20 protein-coding genes and 2 tRNA genes are annotated in these 18,299 nt (G+C 68.1%); 17 read left to right on the top strand and 5 right to left on the bottom strand.

The genetic code is table 11. The features are described from left to right. Positions 1 to 59 precede the first annotated feature (59 nt). The 6 genes from AVL48_RS16515 (at position 60) to AVL48_RS16490 (ending at position 4,734) form a co-directional block, all read left to right on the top strand. Positions 60 to 806, top strand: coding sequence for a PP2C family protein-serine/threonine phosphatase (locus tag AVL48_RS16515; protein WP_082857657.1), 747 nt, complete (start codon positions 60 to 62; stop codon positions 804 to 806). Between the two features lie 72 nt (positions 807 to 878). Further along, positions 879 to 963: transfer RNA gene (locus AVL48_RS16510), tRNA-Ser, on the top strand. A 140-nt stretch (positions 964 to 1,103) separates the two neighbouring features. After that, positions 1,104 to 1,364 (top strand): hypothetical protein, encoded by a 261-nt coding sequence (locus AVL48_RS16505; RefSeq protein WP_005167132.1) that lies wholly within the window; start codon positions 1,104 to 1,106, stop codon positions 1,362 to 1,364. A 3-nt stretch (positions 1,365 to 1,367) separates the two neighbouring features. After that, positions 1,368 to 1,613, top strand: coding sequence for a hypothetical protein (locus AVL48_RS16500; RefSeq protein WP_061981954.1), 246 nt, complete (start codon positions 1,368 to 1,370; stop codon positions 1,611 to 1,613). 15 nt (positions 1,614 to 1,628) lie between these two features. Beyond that, positions 1,629 to 4,370 (top strand): FtsK/SpoIIIE domain-containing protein, encoded by a 2,742-nt coding sequence (locus AVL48_RS16495; protein ID WP_061981953.1) that lies wholly within the window; start codon positions 1,629 to 1,631, stop codon positions 4,368 to 4,370. Beyond that, positions 4,363 to 4,734, top strand: a complete 372-nt coding sequence (locus AVL48_RS16490; protein WP_061981952.1) for a hypothetical protein — start codon at positions 4,363 to 4,365, stop codon at positions 4,732 to 4,734. The genes AVL48_RS16495 and AVL48_RS16490 overlap by 8 nt, the downstream gene beginning before the upstream one ends. An 85-nt stretch (positions 4,735 to 4,819) precedes the next feature. Here the strand turns inward: AVL48_RS16490 and AVL48_RS16485 are convergent, their stop codons facing one another. Beyond that, positions 4,820 to 7,297: an endonuclease/exonuclease/phosphatase family protein gene (locus AVL48_RS16485; protein ID WP_061981951.1), complete on the bottom strand. Its 2,478-nt coding sequence runs from the start codon at positions 7,295 to 7,297 to the stop codon at positions 4,820 to 4,822. 194 nt (positions 7,298 to 7,491) lie between these two features. Here AVL48_RS16485 and AVL48_RS16480 point away from each other — a divergent pair, with 194 nt between their 5' ends. After that, the gene (locus AVL48_RS16480) at positions 7,492 to 8,829 is read left to right on the top strand and encodes a BNR-4 repeat-containing protein (RefSeq protein WP_061981950.1); all 1,338 of its coding nucleotides are present in this window, start codon (positions 7,492 to 7,494) and stop codon (positions 8,827 to 8,829) included. Positions 8,830 to 9,085: 256 nt separating this feature from the next. On the opposite strand, the gene AVL48_RS16475 is transcribed toward AVL48_RS16480, so the two are convergent. Next, positions 9,086 to 9,532 carry a limonene-1,2-epoxide hydrolase family protein gene (locus tag AVL48_RS16475; RefSeq protein ID WP_177242322.1) on the bottom strand — a complete coding sequence of 149 codons (447 nt, stop codon included), beginning with the start codon at positions 9,530 to 9,532 and terminating at the stop codon, positions 9,086 to 9,088. A gap of 93 nt (positions 9,533 to 9,625) precedes the next feature. Here AVL48_RS16475 and AVL48_RS16470 point away from each other — a divergent pair, with 93 nt between their 5' ends. Together AVL48_RS16470 and AVL48_RS16465 are read left to right on the top strand one after the other, a co-directional pair. Beyond that, a complete protein-coding gene (locus AVL48_RS16470) occupies positions 9,626 to 10,171 on the top strand; it encodes a DUF305 domain-containing protein (RefSeq protein WP_061981949.1) in 546 nt (181 codons plus the stop codon). A gap of 42 nt (positions 10,172 to 10,213) precedes the next feature. Beyond that, positions 10,214 to 10,301 (top strand) — tRNA-Ser (locus AVL48_RS16465). A 46-nt stretch (positions 10,302 to 10,347) separates the two neighbouring features. On the opposite strand, the gene AVL48_RS16460 is transcribed toward AVL48_RS16465, so the two are convergent. From AVL48_RS16460 to AVL48_RS16450, 3 genes are all read right to left on the bottom strand, one after another. Continuing rightward, positions 10,348 to 10,554, bottom strand: coding sequence for a CsbD family protein (locus AVL48_RS16460; protein WP_034314526.1), 207 nt, complete (start codon positions 10,552 to 10,554; stop codon positions 10,348 to 10,350). A gap of 84 nt (positions 10,555 to 10,638) precedes the next feature. After that, positions 10,639 to 11,091 (bottom strand): nucleoside deaminase, encoded by a 453-nt coding sequence (locus tag AVL48_RS16455; protein ID WP_061982017.1) that lies wholly within the window; start codon positions 11,089 to 11,091, stop codon positions 10,639 to 10,641. 23 nt (positions 11,092 to 11,114) lie between these two features. Further along, positions 11,115 to 11,597 (bottom strand): tRNA adenosine deaminase-associated protein, encoded by a 483-nt coding sequence (locus AVL48_RS16450; RefSeq protein ID WP_208616281.1) that lies wholly within the window; start codon positions 11,595 to 11,597, stop codon positions 11,115 to 11,117. A gap of 76 nt (positions 11,598 to 11,673) precedes the next feature. Here AVL48_RS16450 and AVL48_RS16445 point away from each other — a divergent pair, with 76 nt between their 5' ends. The 8 genes from AVL48_RS16445 (at position 11,674) to AVL48_RS16415 (ending at position 18,245) form a co-directional block, all read left to right on the top strand. Then, positions 11,674 to 12,903 (top strand): M20 metallopeptidase family protein, encoded by a 1,230-nt coding sequence (locus tag AVL48_RS16445; protein ID WP_061981947.1) that lies wholly within the window; start codon positions 11,674 to 11,676, stop codon positions 12,901 to 12,903. 32 nt (positions 12,904 to 12,935) lie between these two features. Further along, positions 12,936 to 13,403 (top strand): heme-degrading domain-containing protein, encoded by a 468-nt coding sequence (locus AVL48_RS16440; protein ID WP_061981946.1) that lies wholly within the window; start codon positions 12,936 to 12,938, stop codon positions 13,401 to 13,403. Between the two features lie 80 nt (positions 13,404 to 13,483). Further along, on the top strand, positions 13,484 to 14,407 hold the full coding sequence (locus AVL48_RS16435) for a dihydrodipicolinate synthase family protein (RefSeq protein ID WP_061981945.1): 924 nt from the start codon (positions 13,484 to 13,486) through the stop codon (positions 14,405 to 14,407). Positions 14,408 to 14,720: 313 nt separating this feature from the next. Next, the gene (locus AVL48_RS16430; RefSeq protein ID WP_061981944.1) at positions 14,721 to 15,749 is read left to right on the top strand and encodes a fatty acid desaturase family protein; all 1,029 of its coding nucleotides are present in this window, start codon (positions 14,721 to 14,723) and stop codon (positions 15,747 to 15,749) included. Continuing rightward, positions 15,746 to 15,928 carry an RGCVC family protein gene (locus AVL48_RS16425; protein ID WP_063054108.1) on the top strand — a complete coding sequence of 61 codons (183 nt, stop codon included), beginning with the start codon at positions 15,746 to 15,748 and terminating at the stop codon, positions 15,926 to 15,928. The genes AVL48_RS16430 and AVL48_RS16425 overlap by 4 nt, the downstream gene beginning before the upstream one ends. A gap of 9 nt (positions 15,929 to 15,937) precedes the next feature. Then, positions 15,938 to 16,096: a DUF6307 family protein gene (locus AVL48_RS39555; protein WP_167386383.1), complete on the top strand. Its 159-nt coding sequence runs from the start codon at positions 15,938 to 15,940 to the stop codon at positions 16,094 to 16,096. Between the two features lie 142 nt (positions 16,097 to 16,238). Next, the gene (lysA, locus tag AVL48_RS16420; protein WP_061981943.1) at positions 16,239 to 17,582 is read left to right on the top strand and encodes a diaminopimelate decarboxylase; all 1,344 of its coding nucleotides are present in this window, start codon (positions 16,239 to 16,241) and stop codon (positions 17,580 to 17,582) included. 168 nt (positions 17,583 to 17,750) lie between these two features. Then, positions 17,751 to 18,245 carry an Lrp/AsnC family transcriptional regulator gene (locus AVL48_RS16415; RefSeq protein WP_061981942.1) on the top strand — a complete coding sequence of 165 codons (495 nt, stop codon included), beginning with the start codon at positions 17,751 to 17,753 and terminating at the stop codon, positions 18,243 to 18,245. Positions 18,246 to 18,299 lie beyond the last annotated feature (54 nt).

Here is an 18,299-nt window from a genome sequence, read left to right as displayed (position 1 = left end):
ACCTGCGCATTCCAGGATCCCGTTTGTGAACTGAGTACACAACTGCTTTACTGGGTCCCATGACGTACACCCTTCGGTACGCGGCCGGCTCGGACGTCGGGCGGCGCCGTCAGGTCAACCAGGACTCGGTCTACGCCAGCGCCAGGCTGCTCGCGGTCGCCGACGGCATCGGCGGCCAGCCGCACGGCGAAGTGGCGAGCGCCGAGGCGATCGGCGTCCTCTCCCGGCTCGACGCGGACCTCCGCTCGTTCGACCTCGCGGACGTCGACCTGATCGAGATCCTGTCCGACGGAGTCCGCGCTATCGGCGACCGGCTGATCGCGACGGCCGAACGCGAACCGGAAACGCGCGGCATGGGCACCACCCTGACCGCCCTGCTGTTCGACGGCAGGCAGTTCGCGGCCGCGCACATCGGTGATTCCCGCGGATACCTCCTGCGCGACGGGACGCTGCACAAGATCACCCGCGACCACACGCTCGTCCAGGCTCTCGTCGACGACGGGCGGATCGACGCCTCCGAGGCCGAAGGACACCCTCGCGGCTCACTGCTCATGAAGGCGCTCCTGAGCACCGGCAGCGGCGAAGCGGACATCTGGACCTTCGACGCGGCCCCCGGGGACCGTCTCCTGCTGTGCTCGGATGGGTTAACGGCAACGGTTGTCGAAACCGTTATCAAGGACGTCCTGGGCGCCTTCCAAGATCCCTCCGACACCGTCCCGAAACTGATCCACCTGGCCAACGAAGGCGGCGGACCGGACAACATCACCTGCGTCGTCGCCGACGTCCTCGCGCCCGCGCGGGCCTGAGCGCGCGAAGCCGCAAACGCAGGTCAGACCCGCCTTCGAAGGGCCGAAGGGGCATCCGGTAAAGTTCCCCACGGAGGATTGGCCGAGCGGCCTAAGGCGCACGCTTGGAAAGCGTGTTGGGTTCACGCCCTCGCAGGTTCGAATCCTGTATCCTCCGCCGTCAGCAAGGCCCCGGACGTTCCGACGTCCGGGGCCTTGTTGATTAGTTAGCAGGACCTTCACTTAACAGAGTCAGTTGATCACGCTAAGTTTGATGGTGGTCGTTCCAGCCCCCGACGTCCCAAGGAGTCCGCCAAAATGGCCGGAGTCGAAGAGATCCGCGCTGGTATCGCGCTCGCGAACGAGAAGGCATCCGCGAGCATCGCCGCACTTCAGCAGGCAGCGCAGTCTCTCGAAGAAGCACAGCTTTCGCTTTCCCAGGCCACCCAGGGCAGCACCCAGCACGAGGTGAGCCAGGCGCACGGGCTTCTCGCCGAGGCTCTGCAAGGCATCACCGGTATGCAGAGCACCATCCAGGCGGGCATTTCGTCGGCCGAGTCCTACTCGACCCGCCTCTGACGCATGTACCTCGAGGAACTGCACCAGCTGCTGACGGCCGTCCAAACCGGCCTCGCCGACGGACGCACGCACGCCGAACGGGCCAGAAGCCTGCTCGAAGAGGCCCGTCGGGCCATCGTGGATCCACAGGCTCAAGCCGTGCCATGGGTGCCGTCGCAGCTGGCGCAGGCCGACGAGGGGATGGAAAATCTCCTGACGCGCCTTTCCGCCGCTGACGACCTGGTCAGCGGTTACCAATCACGCCTCTGAGATCGGCGAGCCGGTATGGGCAGCAAAGCGAGTGAACAGCGCAACCGCGTCGTCACGGCGCTGGAACGGGTCCGGCACCAGATCGGGCTCGTCCTGGGCGCCGCCGCCGGCGCCCGCCAGGACGCCGAGGCGGAACTGGCCAAACTGCGACTGGAACAGCACATCGTCCGGGTGGGGATGAACAACTCCACCTCGGATCAGTACGCCGAATGGTCGCGCCATCCCGCCGCCGGCGAGGTGTTCGGCCTGCTCGGTAACGTGCGGAACCAGTTCTACGCGGACTGGGAAGCGGGGCCGGACGCGCTGCGCGACCTCGTCGCGAACAACGCGCCGGGCCCCGCCGGCCAGCAGCCGGGCAACTGGCTCGGCCGCGTCGGCGGGAATCCCGGCATCACCGCGCCGGGGCTGTGGCGCGTCGGCTCGGCGACCGTGCCGGGCAAGGACGTCCCGCGCACGTTCGACGTCGCGATACCCCTGCTGGACGAGTCGCACCTGTCCATCACCTCGGCACCGAAGACCCGGGCCGCGGTGGACGGCATCGTGCAGAACCTGCTGATGCGCGTGCTGAGCACCTTCGAGCCCGGTGCGGTGCGCGTCCACCTGTGGGACGTCGGGCAGCTGACCGCGATCCTGCCGGACCTCTATCCACTGAGCCGCACGAGCGCGCTCACCCTCTACGACCCAGGACGGCTCGAGGACCTCCTCGACGAACTGGCCGGGCACATCCGCCGTATCCACGCGACCGGGATGCAGGCGGGCCACACGTCGCTGCGGGAGATCCGGCAGGCGAGCGGCCAGCGCGTCGAACCGTTCCGCATCGCGGTGCTCTACGGCAACGGGGAGACTCTCGAACCGGAACGCGCCCGCGAGCTGAAACGCGTCGCCACCGGGGCGCTCGCGGCCGGGATCTGCCTGATCCTCATCGACGTGCCGACCACGCTGTCGACGTCGGTGGAAACCTTGAGCCTGTACGACGACCGGCGCGCGACGAGCAGCATGACCGGCCCGGACCTGATCGTCGACCTCGATCCGCCGATGCCGTCCGCGCAGGTCATCCGGGCCGCCGGGCGGATCGCCGAGGCGCTGATCGCCAAACAGGGCGGGCCCCGTTCGTTCGCCGACCTCCTGCCGGCCGAACTGGGCAAGGAGAGCTCGGCGCGGGAACTGCGGGCGCCGGTCGGGTTCTACGAGGGCGAGGCGGTGGAGGTCGTCATCGGCGACGCCAGCCCGCACGCGCTCATCGGCGGGCCGAGCGGTTCGGGGAAGACGAACTTCCTGTACTCGCTGCTCGGCAGCCTCGCGGCGCGGTACTCGCCGGACGAGCTCGCGCTGTACCTGCTGGACTTCAAGGAAGGCGTCTCGTTCGCCGGGCTCGCCCCCGGGCGGCGGGACGCCAGCTGGCTGCCGCACGCCAAGCTGATCGGGGTCAACGTCAACACCGACCGCGAGTTCGGCCTGGCGCTGCTGCGCTTCCTCGCCGACGAGCTGCGTCGCCGTTCGGCGGCGGCGAAACAGCACGAGGTCACCAATCTCGCGGATCTGCGCGAACAGGATCCCGGCGGGCACTGGCCGCGGATCGTCGCGGTGATCGACGAGTTCCAGTACCTGTTCGCCGGCCGTGACGGCGTGACCTCGACCGCGACCCAGCTGCTGGAGGACATCGCGCGGCGAGGCCGGTCGCAAGGCATCCATCTGGTGCTGGCGAGCCAGGACGTCGCCGGGATCGAGGCGTTCTGGGGCAAACCGGCGGTGTTCGAGCAGTGCACGCTGCGGATCGCGATGCCGAAGGCGCGGCGCGTGCTGTCCGAGACCAACAACGCGGCGGTCTCCGCGCCGAAATGGCATGCGGTGATCAACCACGATTCCGGTATCGCGCACGGCAACCAGCTCGCCCATGTACCCGACGCGAGCAGCAAGGACGTCTTCGTCAAACTGCAGCACCGGTTGTGGGAACAGTACTCGGAGTCGTTCAACCGGCCTCGGCTGTTCGACGGCGCGCATTCCCCGGTGCTGGAACAGTTCCCGGCGTTCAACGATCTGAAGCCGACGAAGAAGCCGCGAGCGCTGCTGGGTCAGTCCATCGACGTCGACGAGGCCGCCTGCGGGGTCGATCTGCCGAAGGCACCCGGCCGCAACGTCGCGGTCTTGGGTGCCGCGACGGCGGAAGCACTGTCCATCATGGACTCCGCCGCGCGATCACTCGCCCGGCAGCATCCGCACGGCTCGGTGGAGTTCGTGCTTTCGTGCCCGATCGAGGCGTCCATCCCGGCGGTGACCGAGCTGGCCGAGCGGCTGCGCGCGGAGGGACACCAGGCGTCGCTGGTCGACGACCTGCCTGCCCGGGTAATCGATATCGCGGAGAATTTGTCCTCTTCGGACAACGCGAAAGTGCTGTTGCTGTACGGCGTCGACGCCTCGATCCCCGCGCTGGAAGCCAAGGCTCCCGGGCAGTTGAAGAGCGGTTTGGACCAGCTGCGGGTACTGCTTAAGCAGGGGCCGACACACGGCGTCCACACCATCGGCTGGTGGCGCAGCGTCGCGCGGCTGAAGGACACGCTCGGGTTCGCGGGCACCGACGACATCGGCACCTGGGCCGCGCTGGACGTCCAAGGCAACGAGCTGTCGCCGTTCGCCGCCGGACAGGTCGTGCACTGGTCGCCGCGACCGGGTCGCGCGTTGTTCTTCGATCGCACGACCCACGGCGCCCCAGAGGTGATCATCCCGTTCCAGCGGCCGGAAGGGCTTCTCGATGGATGACGGCATGACCGCGGCCATGCGGTACAAGGAGATCGTCGGCCTCGCCCGCGCTTCGGCGGAGAACCTCCGCAACTGGGAAATCGGCCGCGCGGACGAACTGGAGGCCCGGCTCGCCGAGGCACAGCAGGCGGTCGCGGACGCCGCCGAACGCGAGCAGCGGGCGATCGACCGGTGCACGCGCTGGTGGAAGATGGCGCAGCACAACGTCGAAGGCCTCGCCTGGCTGCCGGATGACGAAGACCCCCAGCCGGTCCCGACCGCGCGCGCCGGCTACCTGGAGCGGTACCTGGAAGAGGTCAAGCCGAGCTACCAGGAACTCGTCCAGGCCGTCCTTTCGCTCGGATGGCGCGCCAAACGCTCCTGATCCTCTCCCCGCGTTTCGTCCTCTAATTGCGGTAGTACGTGATGCGAACTACCGCGTTTAGAGGACGAAACGCGGGAGAGCGGGGTTACGGAGTCGGCAGGTAGGGGCCGAAGACGCGTTCCAGGTGGTCCGCCAGGTCGTAGAAGGCGTCCTGGATGGGGTTGCCCGCGCTCGGCCGGAACCGCAGCACCTGCGGGTCGTGGTCGCTCGCCTGCCGCGCGAACTCCGCGTTCAGGTGCACGACGTCGTAGTCGGTCCCGCGCGGCGCCCGCGACGCCAGGATGTGGTCGAGCACCTGCGACTGGCCCTCGAAAACGTAGCTGTACCGCTCGTTCTCCGGAAGCGAGGCGATGAGGTCCTTCAGCGCGCCACCGGCGGTCAGCGTCCGGACCGCGGGCGAGAACGGGTAGTCGTTGAGGTCGCCCGCCACGACGATGTTCGCGTTCTTGTCCGACGCGAGCACCTTGTCGATGAAGCCGCGGAGCACCGTCGCCTGCTTGCCCCGCTGCACTTCGGAACTCCGCACCGGCGGCTGGTTGCGGCCGTGCGTCGGCTGGTCGCCGCCCTTGGAGTTGAAGTGGTTCGCGATGACGAACACGGTGCGGCCCTGGAAGACGAACTCACCGGCGAGCGGCTTGCGGCTGGAGTTCCATGCCTCGTCGGCGGGTTCGACCCGGCCGGGGGAAGCGGTCAGGTGGGTCTTGCCGTGTTCCTTCATCACGCCGACCGCGGTGGTCGCGTCGCCGCCCGGACGATCCACAAAGGACACACGAGCCGGGTTGAACAGGAACCCGACGCGGATGTTGCCGCCCGGCTGCCCGCCGTCCTTGCCGTTCTCCGGGTCGATCTGACGCCACTCGTAGCGCGGGCCCCCGGCGGCGACGATCGCGTCGACGAACTTCCGCAACGTCTGGTCCGCGGCGACGGTGCCGTCGTTGGTCGGTCCATTGTTGTCCTGGATCTCTTCCAGGTTCAGGATGTCCGGCTTCGCCAGGTTGGTGGCGACGGCCTTGGCCAGCTCACCGAACTTCTCCGCACTGTCCAAAGCGGACAGGTTTTCGACGTTGTAGGTCGCCACCGACAGCTCGCCGCTGCGCTGCTTACGAGTGCTCTCGCGCCGCAGTCCGTTGTCCTTGGCCGCGCCCAGTTTCGTCGCGAACAGCGTGTAGCCGCCGAAGTTGCTGTACTCGACCGGGCCGGAGGTCTCGCCGGTGAGCACGTCACCGGTGTTGACCTTCGGGAAGGGCGTCTCGGCGAACGGGAGCAGCGACGCGACCTTGAGCACGCCGGTGTTGAGCCGGTCGTAGTCCAGGTACACCGCGCCGCCGCGGACGCTCGGGTTCTGCTGCGGCTTGGTGGTCACGTAAAGCTCGTTGAACGACGACGTCGGGCCGACGACGCGCGCGTCGGAGACGCTGACGGTCTCGCTCTCGTGCGTCTCCCAGAAATCCAGCGAGTACTTCGACGGCTCCAGCGGCAGCGGTTCGATATTGCCGCCCGGCGCCGGGGCGACGGTGTCCGGGACCGACTCCGGCGTGACGACGGTCGGCGCGGGTACGGCGTTTCCGCTCGAACCGACCGTCCACTGTGCACTCGTCAGCTCGGTGAGCGACTGGTACGGCGAGGTCGCGGGCGCGTCCGGGTAGAACTCGCGGACGGTGCCGGTGGCCGTCACCGCGTCACCGACGGCCACGGCGGGGGAGGTGGAACCGGTGAAGACGAACAATCCCTCGCTGGTGCGCGGGTCGGCGTCGGGGGCGGTGTCGGTGATCCAGAATCCGCGTGCCGAACCGAAGCTCCGGATCGCGGTCACGACGCCGGTGACCCCGTCGACCTTCCGGTCCTTGAACGGCGAGATCCGGGTGTTGCCCTGGATGTCGTGGATCTTCGCGGTGACCGGCGGCGGGCCGGTCTCGCCCGGCGTCTCGCCCTTGCTGTTGGTCGGCGTGGGCGCGCCCGCGGTGAAGTCGGCGGCGTTGTCGTCGGTGTCCGCCAGCGTCGTCGCCCTCGCCACGGACGCGGTGTTGGACGGCGCCGGTGCCGCCGTCCCCTCCCGGATGATGGCGGTCGAGCCGAAGCCGACGAGGTCCTTGACGCGAGTGTCCGCCGTGCAGTCGGCGGCGGTCTTGCAGGTCAGCGCCGTGGTGCCGTGGACGAGCGCGACGGTGCCCGCGGTGGCGGACAGCGTGATCGTCCCGGTGGCGTCCGGCGTGGGCAGCGCGACGGTGCCGCCCGAGCCTTTCGCCTGCGCGACGAGGTACCGCGCGCCCGGCGCGACACCGCCGGTCAGCGGCGTGACCTGCCAGCTGCTCCCCGACGCGGGCGCGTACTGGACGCTGAAGCCGTCGAGGCTCACGGCGGCCGCGCCGCGGTTGGCGAGTTCGACGAAGTCGTTGCTCAGCGTGGCTCCCGAGTTCCCACCACCGCCGTAGACCTCGGCGATCACGGCGTCGGCACTGGGCGCGGCGAGCGCGGCGGGAGCGGCGATACCGCTCACGACCAGTCCGGAGGTGACGGCCGCGGTCAGGGCCTTTCTCCGGGCAGCACGTCGGGATGTGGTCACGCTGAGTCCCCTCTTCGCAAGATCGGTCGAGGAATACTCCCCCGGACAAGTGAAATGAGGAAGACGGCAAGACAACGATTCGTCACCGCTAGCCCGTTCGGACCCGTGCTTTCGTCGCTGCCGAGGCTGGTTTCCCCGGGTTCCTTCGTGAGAGGATCAAGCTCCGCCGCCTGCACACACCAGGAGGCGTTTTCATGCGCGGACTTCTTTGCGCGCTCGTCCCTCTCCTCGCGGCGGGTCTCGTGACCCCGGTTTCGCCGGCGGCCGCCGAACCACCCGGAAAAGCCGCGTTCGAGGTGATGACCCCGGCGAGCACCGTCGCGTCCCGCACCGACCGGCGGCCCACCGCGGGCGGGATCCACGATCCGATCGCGCGCAAGACCTTCATCTCGTGGTCCGGCAAGGCCGCCGACACCTACGTCCAGGCCTACGACCACCGGACCGGCGCCTGGACCGCGCCGAAGAAGATCGCGGACGGCGAGTCGGATCCGCACAACTACCCGACGATGCTGCTCGCGGGCGACGGCCACCTGCTGATCTTCCGCGGCATGCACAACACGCGCACCGTGATCAGCCGCGCGCCGCTGGCCCACTCCCTCGACGGGACCTGGACCGACACGGAGGTCCCGGCGGGAGACTCGGCGAGCTACCCGATGCCGGTCAAGACCGTCGACGGCACGCTGTTCATGTTCTACCGCGAGACGACCAACGAACTCGATCCGGCGGCGAATCCGGACTTCCGCCCGATGAAGTACATCGTCTCCCGCGACCACGGGAAGACCTGGAAGAACTCGGTACAGCTGACCGGGAAACAGTGGGCCTTCGGTTCGCTGGGTCGCGCCGACCACATGGACGAGATCTACGTCGGCCAGCCGCGGTACCTGCCGTCGGCCGGGCGGATCCAGTTCGTCTACACGCTGGCGGGCGGTGGGCCGACGCAGCACAAGCACGACGTCTACCACCGCAACGTCTATTACCTGTCGTTCGACGTCCGGACCCTGCGGTTCTTCTCCGCGGCGGGGCACGACCTCGGCACCCAGGTCGACGACGCCGAGCAGGAGCGGTACCTGAAGGTCGTCGAGACCCCGCTCGAACTGCCCGGCGGGCTCAAGTCGCCGGACTACATCCTCCAGGTCGGCACACAGCGCGACGGCAAACCGTTCGTCACCTGGTTCCAGTTCGACACCGCGGGTTCGCCGCGCGATTTCGCGGGCGCGTGGAACGGCCGGAACTGGGAAGTGCGCGAAGTAGCGAAGGGCCTTCGATTGCGCGAGATCGAACGGCTCAATGGGGGCACTTGGCGCGTTTACGGAACTCGTGACGGACAGCCGGGCATCGAAACGTTCTTGCTCGGGAACGGACGCGTCTGGAAGCCGGAAACCGTGATCACCACACCGAAACCGGTCCAGCGGGTCGAGGTGATCGCCGGCTTCCGGGACCCCGCCCGCATTCTGGCGACCGGTGCGTCCAGTGCGCGTGACGTTTCCGTGGCCGACGGTGACATTTATGTCGCGGGAATGCCACGCAGATAGACCATTGGTGTTCCGCTGCCTTAAATGAACCTCAAGTCCGGGTACAACGGGGCGTCTTCGGAGTTACCTTTGCGACGTGAGCGAGGACACACTCTTCTGACGCTCGCCGGGGAGGGCGAGCGGGGGGAACTGGGGGAATGGGGGGCGCACCGCCGGTGCACGGGACCCGTCTGGGGAGGACGGAGCCCGTATACCGGCGGTGCGTCATGTACGGGGGAAGGTGTGAAGGATTCCCGCAGGACCTTCACAGCCCGGGTCAGCGCTCCAATTCCTGCCGCGCGCGGTACTTGCCGATGAGCGACTTCGCCCCGGCGACGGCGGCCTTCCCCGCGCCCTTCGCGCCCGCCGCCAGGAAGGTCGTCCAGTCGAAGTAATCCCGCCACAGCACGATGCGGCCGTCGCGGACTTCGAAGGTGCCGCACACCCAGAACTCGGCCTCCCACGTGCCGCGGCGCAGGACGTCGGTGCGCTCGGTGAGCACGACCGGGCCGTCGGCGGCGATGTGATGCGTGCGCGCCTCGAAACCGCTGCCGTAGCGGGCCAAGGCACGCAACTGCTTCTCCACCGCCGAGAGGCCGCGAGCCGGGGGAAGTGGGACGTTCTGATAGACGACGTCGATCGCCAGGAAACCCAGCGCGCGATCGATGTCGAACTCTTCGAGGGCCTGAAGGAAACCGGTCACCACGGTCTTCGGATCCGTCATGTCCGCCAAGGCTAATCCGATTTTGAACCACCGGAAGGTCACAGCCGTATCACAGAGCGGAGGGGCCGGTTCCCCATGACTACGGAGGTCTCAATGCGACGGCGACTGCCGATGGCCCTGCTCGGGCTGCTCGTCTGGGTGCTCGCGGGCTGCTCGACGGCCACGGGCGCCGCGACGGCGGCGCCGGGCGCCAACCAGGCCGACATCACGTTCTCCCAGCAGATGGTCCCGCATCACCAGCAGTCGATCCAGGTCGCGAACCTGGCTCCGGAACGGTCGGCGTCCGAGTTCGTGAAGTCCGTCGCGGCCAAGATCGTCAAGGCCGAGGCTGCCGAAGTCCAGACGATGACCGGCTGGCTGCAGTCGTGGAACGCCGCCGTGCTCCCCGCGGCGGGCCACGCCGGGCACTCGATGCCGGGGATGATCACCTCGGGCCAGGTCGCCGCGCTGCAGAACCTGGCCGGCGACGAGTTCGACCGGACGTGGCTCCCGTTGATGGCCGAACACCTGCGCAACGGCGTCACGATGGCGAAGACCGTGCTGTCTTCAGGCGAACACCCCGAGACGAAGGCGCTGGCACAGGAGATCGTCGAGAACCAGACGGCGGCGATCGACGAGATCACCGCGCGGATTTCTTGACCCCCTGAAGGGCCTCCGACGCCCTCCGGTATTGTTCTCGGCGGTGGCGTGTCCGAGCGGCCGAAGGAGCACGACTCGAAATCGTGTGACGGTTAATACCCGTCCGTGGGTTCAAATCCCACCGCCACCGCAGCGAAGAGCCGGTCTCCACGGAGACCGGCTCTTCTGCGTGAAGGCTACTTGTTGAACTTGTCCTTGAGGTCCTGCACGCCGCCTTCCGCGCGATCGCGCAGATCGTGCCCGGTCTCCTTGACCTGGCCCTCGGTCTGGTCTGCTCGACCGGAGTTCGCGAGGTCCTGGTTGTCGGTCTTCTCGCCGAGCTTCTCCTTGGCGGCGCCGATGGCCTGCTCGGCCTTGTCCTTCGCCTTGTCGAAAACGCTCATGGCGGACGTTCCTCCTTCGACTGCGGCCGCCGTTTGCGGCCGCCTGTCTCCGGAATACCCGGGGAGCGGGAACCGACACATCTGTCACCCGGTGCGGTTACCCCGTTGCCCGTGGAAGAAGCCTTCGAGCAGGGCCGCGCATTCGGTCTCCAGTACCCCGCCGACGACCTCCGGGCGGTGGCTGAGCCGCCGGTCCCGGACGACGTCCCACAGCGACCCCACCGCCCCGGTCTTCGGCTCCCAGGCACCGAAGACGAGCTTCGTGACCCGTGCCATCACGAGGGCGCCGGCGCACATCGTGCACGGCTCCAGCGTCACCGCGAGCGTGCAGCCTTCGAGGCGCCAGCCGTCGCCGTAGACCTCGGACGCGGCCCGCAGCGCGAGGATCTCCGCGTGCGCCGTCGGGTCGCCGTATTCCTCACGCGCGTTGCGCGTGGCCGCCAGCGGGGTGCCGTCCGGTGCCAGTACGACGGCGCCGATCGGCACGTCGTCGCCCGCACCCCGCGCCGCTTCGATCGCCGCCTGGACGGCGGCGATGTCGGCGGCGGAGGCGGAGGGGCTCAGATCTCGTCCAGGATCTTGGAGAACTCGGCGGCGAATCCGCACCGCTGCGCGACCATCTGCAGCTGTTCGTCCGGATAGAGATCGACCTCGCCGACGATGACCTCGAGTTCGGCACCCGGCAGGCCGAGATCGGCGAGGATCTCCAGATCGCCTTCCGGCCAGACCGCGTCGTCGTCCTCGTCCGGTGGGTCGACTCTCAGCACGTCGAGGACGTCGGCGGCGATGTCGTAGTCGAGCGCCGCGGCGGCGTCGGACAGCAGTAGCGAGGGGCCCCTCGGACTCGGCCGGACGATCACGAAGAACTCGTCATCGACCGCCAGCAGCCCGAAGGCGGCACCCGTCGAACGCAGTTTTCCCAGCTCGGTGATCGCAGCGTCGAGTTCCGCGAGCGCCCCCGGGTCAAGAGAGCTGCACCGCCACCGACCGTCCTCCCGCACCACGGCCACCGCGAACCCCGTGATCGGCTCTTGCACCGCCATGCGCACACCGTATTCCGCCCGCATTCGGAACGCACGCACGGTGCGCCCGAAGCGCCTCATGCGCCACTATCGAGACATGACCGGACCCACCGACCTGCCCACTCTCCCCGACGCGCGCTTCGCCGGTTTGCTGGCCGAAGCCCGCGCACTCCAAGCGAAAACCGTAGAGCTCCGCCGGGAGATCCACCGGAATCCGGAGATCGGCCTCCATCTGCCGAAGACCCAGGCCGCGATCAAGGCGGCGCTGGAGGGTCTGCCGCTGGAGATCACCGAGGGCAAATCCACCACTTCGCTGACCGCCGTCCTCCGTGGTGCGAAGCCGGGGCCGTCGATCCTGCTCCGCGGCGACATGGACGCGCTGCCGCTGCATGAGGACACCGGCCTCGACTTCGCTTCCGAAGACGACGGCGCGATGCACGCGTGCGGGCACGACACCCACGTCGCGATGCTGGCTTCGGCGGCCCGGCTGCTCAGCGAGCACGTCGACGAGCTGGCCGGGTCGATCGTGTTCATGTTCCAGCCCGGCGAGGAAGGCGAGCACGGCGCGCGGCACATGATCCACGAGGGGGTGCTCGAGGCGGCGGGCGAACGCGTCGAAAAGGCTTTCGGCCTGCACATCTTCACCCAGGTCGAATCCGGCATCGTGCAGACGCGGCCGGGTCCGATCATGGCTTCGGCGAACAGCTTCCACGTCAAGGTCACCGGCCGGGGCGGGCACGGCTCGGCGCCGCACCAGGCCATCGACCCGGTGCCCGCGGCGGCGGCGATGGTCGGCGCGCTGCAGACGATGGTGGCCCGCAAGGTGAGCGTTTTCGAGCCCGCGGTGGTCTCGGTCACCCGTATCGAGGCCGGGACGACGACGAACATCATCCCGGAGACGGCGTTCCTGGAGGGCACCATCCGCACGCTGTCCGAGCGGACGCTGGCGTTCGTGCGCGAGGAGGTGCCGAAGGTGTGCGAAGCGATCGGCGCCGCGCACGGCGTCCGGGTGAGCGCCGAGGTGGTTTCCGGATATCCGGTGACGGTGAACGATCCGCAGGTCGCGGCCAGGGTGCTGGAGCTGGCGGGCGAGGTGCTCGGGGCAGGCAACGCCGAGGTCATGGAGAACCCGGTGATGGGCGCGGAGGACTTCTCCTATGTTCTGCAGCGTGTTCCGGGTGCTTTCGCCTTCCTCGGGGCCTGCCCGCCCGGCGCCGACCTGGCCACTGTCGAAGCGAACCACTCGAACCGGGTGGTCTTCGACGAGGACGCCATGGCCAACGGTGTCGCGATGTACGCCGCGTTCGCCCTCGACGCACTGCGCTAGCCATTAGACAACAGTGTTGATTTAATGGCGGCATGACCGATGACACCCTGGCCGTCCTCGCCGCGCAGGAGGAGCGACTCGTCTTCCGCCGGTTCGACAACGAGACCGCGCTGCAGCTGGGCCTCCACCTGCTCACGGCGGCACGGGACCGCGCCCTTCCGGTGACGATCTCCGTGCGCCGCGGCGGACAGCGGCTGTTCCACGCGGCGTTGCCGGGCACTTCCGCCGACAACGACGCGTGGATCGACCGCAAGAGCCGGGTCGTCGACCGCTACGGGCACAGCTCGTTCTTCGTCGGCGAGCAGTTCCGCGCGAAGGGCACGACGTTCGAGGCCGAATCACGCCTGGACCCGAATCTGTACGCCGCGCACGGCGGCGTGTTCCCGGTGCTCGTCGAGGGCGTGGGGCCGGTGGGCACCGTCGGCGTCTCAGGCCTGCCGCAGGCCGAGGACCACGCGTTCGTCGTGGAGCAGCTGGAGGCCTTCCTCGCCACGTCGTGAGTGGGTCTTGGCTTGCGCTACACCCGTCCCACCCTGGCCTCATGCTACCTTCGGGCGTCACATCATATATCAGATCGGACATGCCAGTGACGACCACTTCTTCGTACGACGAGCTGAAACGAGCGCTCTCCGGGGTCGTGGCGATCCCGGTGACCCCGTTCGACGCCGACGGCGCCGTGGATCCGGAGACCTACGCGAAGCTGGTGGACCGGCTGCTCACCGGCGGCATCGACGTCGTGACACCGAACGGCAACACCGGCGAGTTCTACGCGCTCGACGAGGCGGAGACGCGGCACTGCCTCGAACTCACGGTCGAGACCGCGGCCGGGCGGGCGACCGTGGTCGCCGGCGTCGGGCATGACGTCGCCACGGCGAGCCGCGCGGCGCGGCACGCGCGGGAGGCGGGCGCGGACCTGATCATGATCCACCAGCCGGTGCATCCGTACGTTTCGGCGGAGGGCTGGGTCGAATACCACCGCGCCATCGCGGCGTCCGTGCCGGAGCTCGGTGTCGTGCCGTACGTGCGCGACACGCTGATCGGCGGCGAGCAGCTGGCCCGGCTCGCCGACGCCGCGCCGAACGTCATCGGCGTGAAGTACGCGGTGCCGGATCCGGTGCGGTTCGCATCGGTGGCGCGAGACGCCGGGTTCGATCGGTTCACGTGGATCGCCGGGCTGGCGGAGCTGTCCGCGCCCGGCTACTTCGCCGTCGGCGCGACCGGGTTCACGTCAGGACTGGTGAACGTCGCGCCGTCGATCTCGCTGGAGATGTTCCGTTCGCTACGGGACGGCGACTTCCGCGGCGCCATGGCGAACTGGGGACGCATCCGCCCCTTCGAGGAGATGCGGGCCGCGGACAGCAACGCCAACAACGTGAGTGTCGTGAAAGAAGCGTTGGCACAGCTGGGTTTGTGCCGCTCCGACGTACGACCACCGAGCCGCCCGCTCCGACACGGCGAGCGTGACCGGGTCGGCGTCCTGCTCGGTGAATGGGGTCTTCGCTAAACGACTTGTCCGACCACGGTGACAGGTCAGCGGTCTTGGCCGTCGATGTCCGGCCGTCACTCCTGTCTCCGGTCGAACTCGGGCCGGACGGAACCGGGGGAAGTTTCCCTCGATGTCCTTGACTGTACGCCAGATCGTGCTGTTCCGGTGAATTGCTTCCGGTCCGCACACGTGGGACGCTGGGGCAGGCCACGGAGCGTCCGTGGCGTGTTGTGGTCCCAGTGCCATTCTCGGCCGAACCAGATCTCTCCGGTGTTCTGAAGACCGTTGCTGGATTGCCCACTTTCACGAGACCAGAACGGTGTGACCCTCCATGACCTCCACAGAGACGAGGCAGGGCAGCGACTTCGCCGAACTGTCCAAATTGGTCAAAGAGGCGGGCTTGCTCAAACGGAGGCGCGTCTACTACGCGCTGAAGATCTCCTTGAACCTCCTCGCTTTCGCGGGCGGCTGGGTCGCGTTCGCGCACCTCGGGGATTCCTGGTGGCAGCTGTTCCTCGCCGCCTTCTTCGCGATGATGTTCACGCAGCTGTCCTTCATCGGCCACGACGCCGGGCACAAGCAGATCTTCTCGAGCCGCAAGGCGAACGACGCCACCGGATTCGTCCACGGCGGGCTGACCGGGTTGAGTTACGGCTGGTGGATCGGTACGCACACCCGTCACCACGCCAACCCCAACCATGAAGACGAAGACCCGGACGTCAACCTCGCGGCCCTCATCTTCACCAAGGCCCAAGGTGCCGAACGACGCGGTTTCCTCCGCTGGATGGCGAAATACCAGGCGTTCCTGTTCTTCCCGCTGCTGTTGCTGGAAGGCCTGAACCTGCACGTGTCGAGCGTGACGGCGATCGTCCAGCGCGGCTTCAAACGGCGGAAGCTCGAATCGGCGCTGATGCTGGCCCATGTCGCCGCGTATCTGACAGCGGTGTTCGTGGTCCTCTCGCCCGGTGTCGGCTTCGCCTTCATCGCCGTGCACCAATGCCTCTGGGGTGTGTACATGGGCTGCTCGTTCGCCCCGAACCACAAGGGCATGCCGACGCTTTCGGCCGGTCACAAGCTCGACTTCCTGCGCAAGCAGGTGCTCACCTCGCGCAACGTGCGCGGCGGTCCGATCGTGGACTTCGCCCTCGGCGGACTCAACTACCAGATCGAGCACCACCTGTTCCCGAGCATGGCCCGGCCGAACCTCAAGCACGCGCAGGTGATCGTGCGGGAGTTCTGCGCGAAGCACGGCATCGACTACGCGCAGTGCGGCTGGGCGGCGTCCTACGGGTACGTCCTCCGACATCTGCACGAGGTCGGGGCTCCCCTGCGCGCCCAGGCGACGGCGGGTGCGCGATGACCGCCCCCGTCTACTCACTCGGCGATGTCGCCGAACCGGCCGCCGACGACCGCTGCCCTAGCTGCCCGCATCCGATGTCGTCGCACGACGCGATCGCGCGACGGTTCTGCACCGCGACCGCGGCCGGCGGCTTCAGCCGCGGCTGCACCTGTGCCACAAAGCCCGAAACAACCGAATAGAGGATCACCGTGAACGCCGAAACCGTCCCCGTCTCCCGCTACGAAATGCGGGTCGACACCGTGAAGAAGATCGTCGCCGAACACACCACCCTCGACAACGAGGCGGCCTTCTCCCTGGCCGTGCACATGGTGCGGGCCCTCGACACCGTCCCGGAGCCGGTGCGCTGAGGAATGTGGCCGGGGTTACTCGCGCGTTAACAACGCGTCAGTGACCCGCCCGGCGACGTCAGGGAGACGTTGTCGGAGCGGCCGGGGCAGGTCGATCGGAGTTGTGCTGGCGGAGCACTGACCGATCGACGCGGAGGTACCCGTGACGCTCAGCGAGCTCCTGCCCAGCCTCGGTTGCGAGGCCGCCGACCATCTCGAACCCGGCGTCTGGCCGAGGAGTACCTGCCTCGGCCCCGGCGGGGAACTGCTCTTCGCCGGCGCGCCGGTGTCCCACCTCGCCGCCCGGTTCGGGACACCGGCATACCTGCTCGACGAGGACGAGGTCCGGCAGAACGCCCGCGCGTACCGCACGGCGCTGCCCGACGCTGAAGTGGCGTACGCGAGCAAAGCGCTGTGCACCCGCGCGGTCCTGCGCTGGATCGCCGAGGAGGGCCTTTCCCTCGACACCTGCTCGGCGGGTGAGATCGCCGTGGCGCGGTCGATCGGCTTCCCGCCCGAACGGATCCTGCTGCACGGCAACGCGAAGACCCCCGAGGACCTCAAGGCGGCGTTGTCCTACGGCGTCCGCCGGATCGTGGTGGACTCGCTCGACGAGATCGAGCAACTCGGCGCGCTCACCACCGGCGCGCAACAGGTGCTGATCCGGGTGACACCCGACGTCGCGGCCGGTACGCACGCGGCGATCACCACGGGCACCGAAGGCCAGAAGTTCGGCTTCTCGTTGCGCGGGGAAGTCCGCGACAATCTCGACCGGGCCGTCTCCGCCGTCCTCGCCCAACCGGGCCTGCGCCTTGCCGGGTTGCATTGCCACATCGGCTCGCAGGTATCCCGGGTGGATTTCTACGAACAGGCCGCCCGCAAGATGGTCGGGGTCCTCGTCCGGCTCCGCGAGACCCACGGCATCACCCTCCGGGAACTGGATCTCGGCGGCGGCCACGCCGTCCGCTATCTGCCCGGCGACGCCGGTTTCGACATCGACGGCTACGTTCGCCGCCTTCGGGTCGCACTCGCCTATGAATGCGCATCGAACGGCTTCCCACTGCCGGAACTGACGATCGAGCCGGGCCGCGCGATCGTCGGCCCGGCAGGCATCACCGTGTACCGGGTCTGCGCGGTGAAACGCGGCTCGCGCACGTTCGTCGCCGTCGACGGCGGCATGAGCGACAACGCCCGTCCCGCGCTCTACGGGGCGGCGTACACCGCTCGGCTGGTCGGCAGGCGCAGCCGCGCGGCCAGGCGGCCGGTCACGGTGGTCGGCAGGCACTGCGAATCGGGTGACATCCTCGCCGACGGACTCGCCCTCCCCGACGACGTCCATCCCGGGGATCTGCTCGCCGTGCCGTGCACCGGGGCTTACCACCACTCGCTCGCGTCGAATTACAACCTCGTCGGAAGGCCACCGGTCGTCGGCGTCTCGCGCGGTACGGCGACCCTGCTCGTGCGGCGCGAAACCGAGGAAGACCTGCTGAAACGCGATCTCGGCTGACCCGGCTTCCGAAAACCTCGGCCTTCTCCCTGTCGCACGACAGAATCCTCCGCAGGACAACGTCTTGAAAGAGAATCGCGACAAACAACTTAACGGCGGTAGCATTACGGGCATTGATCGATACGCTGCGCGACAAGAATCGCATGCCGAAACAAAGGGAGGGACGGCATGGGTGACGAACCACGCGCGCAGATGGAGCAGCGCACACCTAGAGGATTGGACAATACCGATCGCACTCTGATCGCCCTGTTGCAAGTCGACGGACGGGCCTCGTTCACGGCGCTCGCCAAGGCCGTCGGCCTGTCGGAGGGCGCCGTACGGCAGCGCGTCCAGCGACTGCTGCGGGACGAGACGATGCAGATCGTCGCGGTCACGGACCCGGCGAACGTCGGCCTCGGCAGGCAGGCGATGGTCGGGGTCAAGGTCCACGGCGATCCGCGGGCGGTCTCCGACCAGCTCTCCGGATTGCCGGACGTCCATTACGTCGTTCTCACGGCGGGAACCTACGACCTGCTCGCCGAGGTCGCCTGCCGGGACGACGAACACCTCTTGAGCGTGCTGAACGACGACATCCGGCCCATCCCGGGCGTCGTCAGCACGGAGACCTTGGTCTACTTGAAACTGGCAAAACAGACATACGCCTGGGGCAACCTGACCCGATAACAGCCTCGCCCCGTGCCATGAAAGGTCCTTTCCTTGCAAAATTTGCAAGGAAAG

The sequence above is a fragment of the Amycolatopsis regifaucium genome (assembly GCF_001613935.1).
In the GTDB taxonomy this organism is placed as follows: Bacteria; Actinomycetota; Actinomycetes; order Mycobacteriales; family Pseudonocardiaceae; genus Amycolatopsis; species Amycolatopsis regifaucium.
Note: the sequence above shows the minus strand (reverse complement) of the source record. Positions and strands in the feature narration are given on the sequence as shown.

What these genes read in the sequence shown, in the direction of transcription:
- AVL48_RS16435 (WP_061981945.1), top strand. Translation starts at nt 13,484, where the DNA reads ATGCCAGTGACGACCACTTCTTCGTACGACGAGCTGAAACGAGCGCTC.
- AVL48_RS16500 (WP_061981954.1), top strand. Translation starts at nt 1,368, where the DNA reads ATGTACCTCGAGGAACTGCACCAGCTGCTGACGGCCGTCCAAACCGGC.
- AVL48_RS16505 (WP_005167132.1), top strand. Translation starts at nt 1,104, where the DNA reads ATGGCCGGAGTCGAAGAGATCCGCGCTGGTATCGCGCTCGCGAACGAG.
- AVL48_RS16425 (WP_063054108.1), top strand. Translation starts at nt 15,746, where the DNA reads ATGACCGCCCCCGTCTACTCACTCGGCGATGTCGCCGAACCGGCCGCC.
- AVL48_RS16460 (WP_034314526.1), bottom strand. Translation starts at nt 10,554, where the DNA reads ATGAGCGTTTTCGACAAGGCGAAGGACAAGGCCGAGCAGGCCATCGGC.
- AVL48_RS16480 (WP_061981950.1), top strand. Translation starts at nt 7,492, where the DNA reads ATGCGCGGACTTCTTTGCGCGCTCGTCCCTCTCCTCGCGGCGGGTCTC.
- AVL48_RS16445 (WP_061981947.1), top strand. Translation starts at nt 11,674, where the DNA reads ATGACCGGACCCACCGACCTGCCCACTCTCCCCGACGCGCGCTTCGCC.
- AVL48_RS16475 (WP_177242322.1), bottom strand. Translation starts at nt 9,532, where the DNA reads ATGACGGATCCGAAGACCGTGGTGACCGGTTTCCTTCAGGCCCTCGAA.
- AVL48_RS16440 (WP_061981946.1), top strand. Translation starts at nt 12,936, where the DNA reads ATGACCGATGACACCCTGGCCGTCCTCGCCGCGCAGGAGGAGCGACTC.
- AVL48_RS16495 (WP_061981953.1), top strand. Translation starts at nt 1,629, where the DNA reads ATGGGCAGCAAAGCGAGTGAACAGCGCAACCGCGTCGTCACGGCGCTG.
- AVL48_RS16515 (WP_082857657.1), top strand. Translation starts at nt 60, where the DNA reads ATGACGTACACCCTTCGGTACGCGGCCGGCTCGGACGTCGGGCGGCGC.
- AVL48_RS16430 (WP_061981944.1), top strand. Translation starts at nt 14,721, where the DNA reads ATGACCTCCACAGAGACGAGGCAGGGCAGCGACTTCGCCGAACTGTCC.
- AVL48_RS16450 (WP_208616281.1), bottom strand. Translation starts at nt 11,597, where the DNA reads ATGGCGGTGCAAGAGCCGATCACGGGGTTCGCGGTGGCCGTGGTGCGG.
- AVL48_RS16470 (WP_061981949.1), top strand. Translation starts at nt 9,626, where the DNA reads ATGCGACGGCGACTGCCGATGGCCCTGCTCGGGCTGCTCGTCTGGGTG.
- AVL48_RS16490 (WP_061981952.1), top strand. Translation starts at nt 4,363, where the DNA reads ATGGATGACGGCATGACCGCGGCCATGCGGTACAAGGAGATCGTCGGC.
- AVL48_RS16415 (WP_061981942.1), top strand. Translation starts at nt 17,751, where the DNA reads ATGGGTGACGAACCACGCGCGCAGATGGAGCAGCGCACACCTAGAGGA.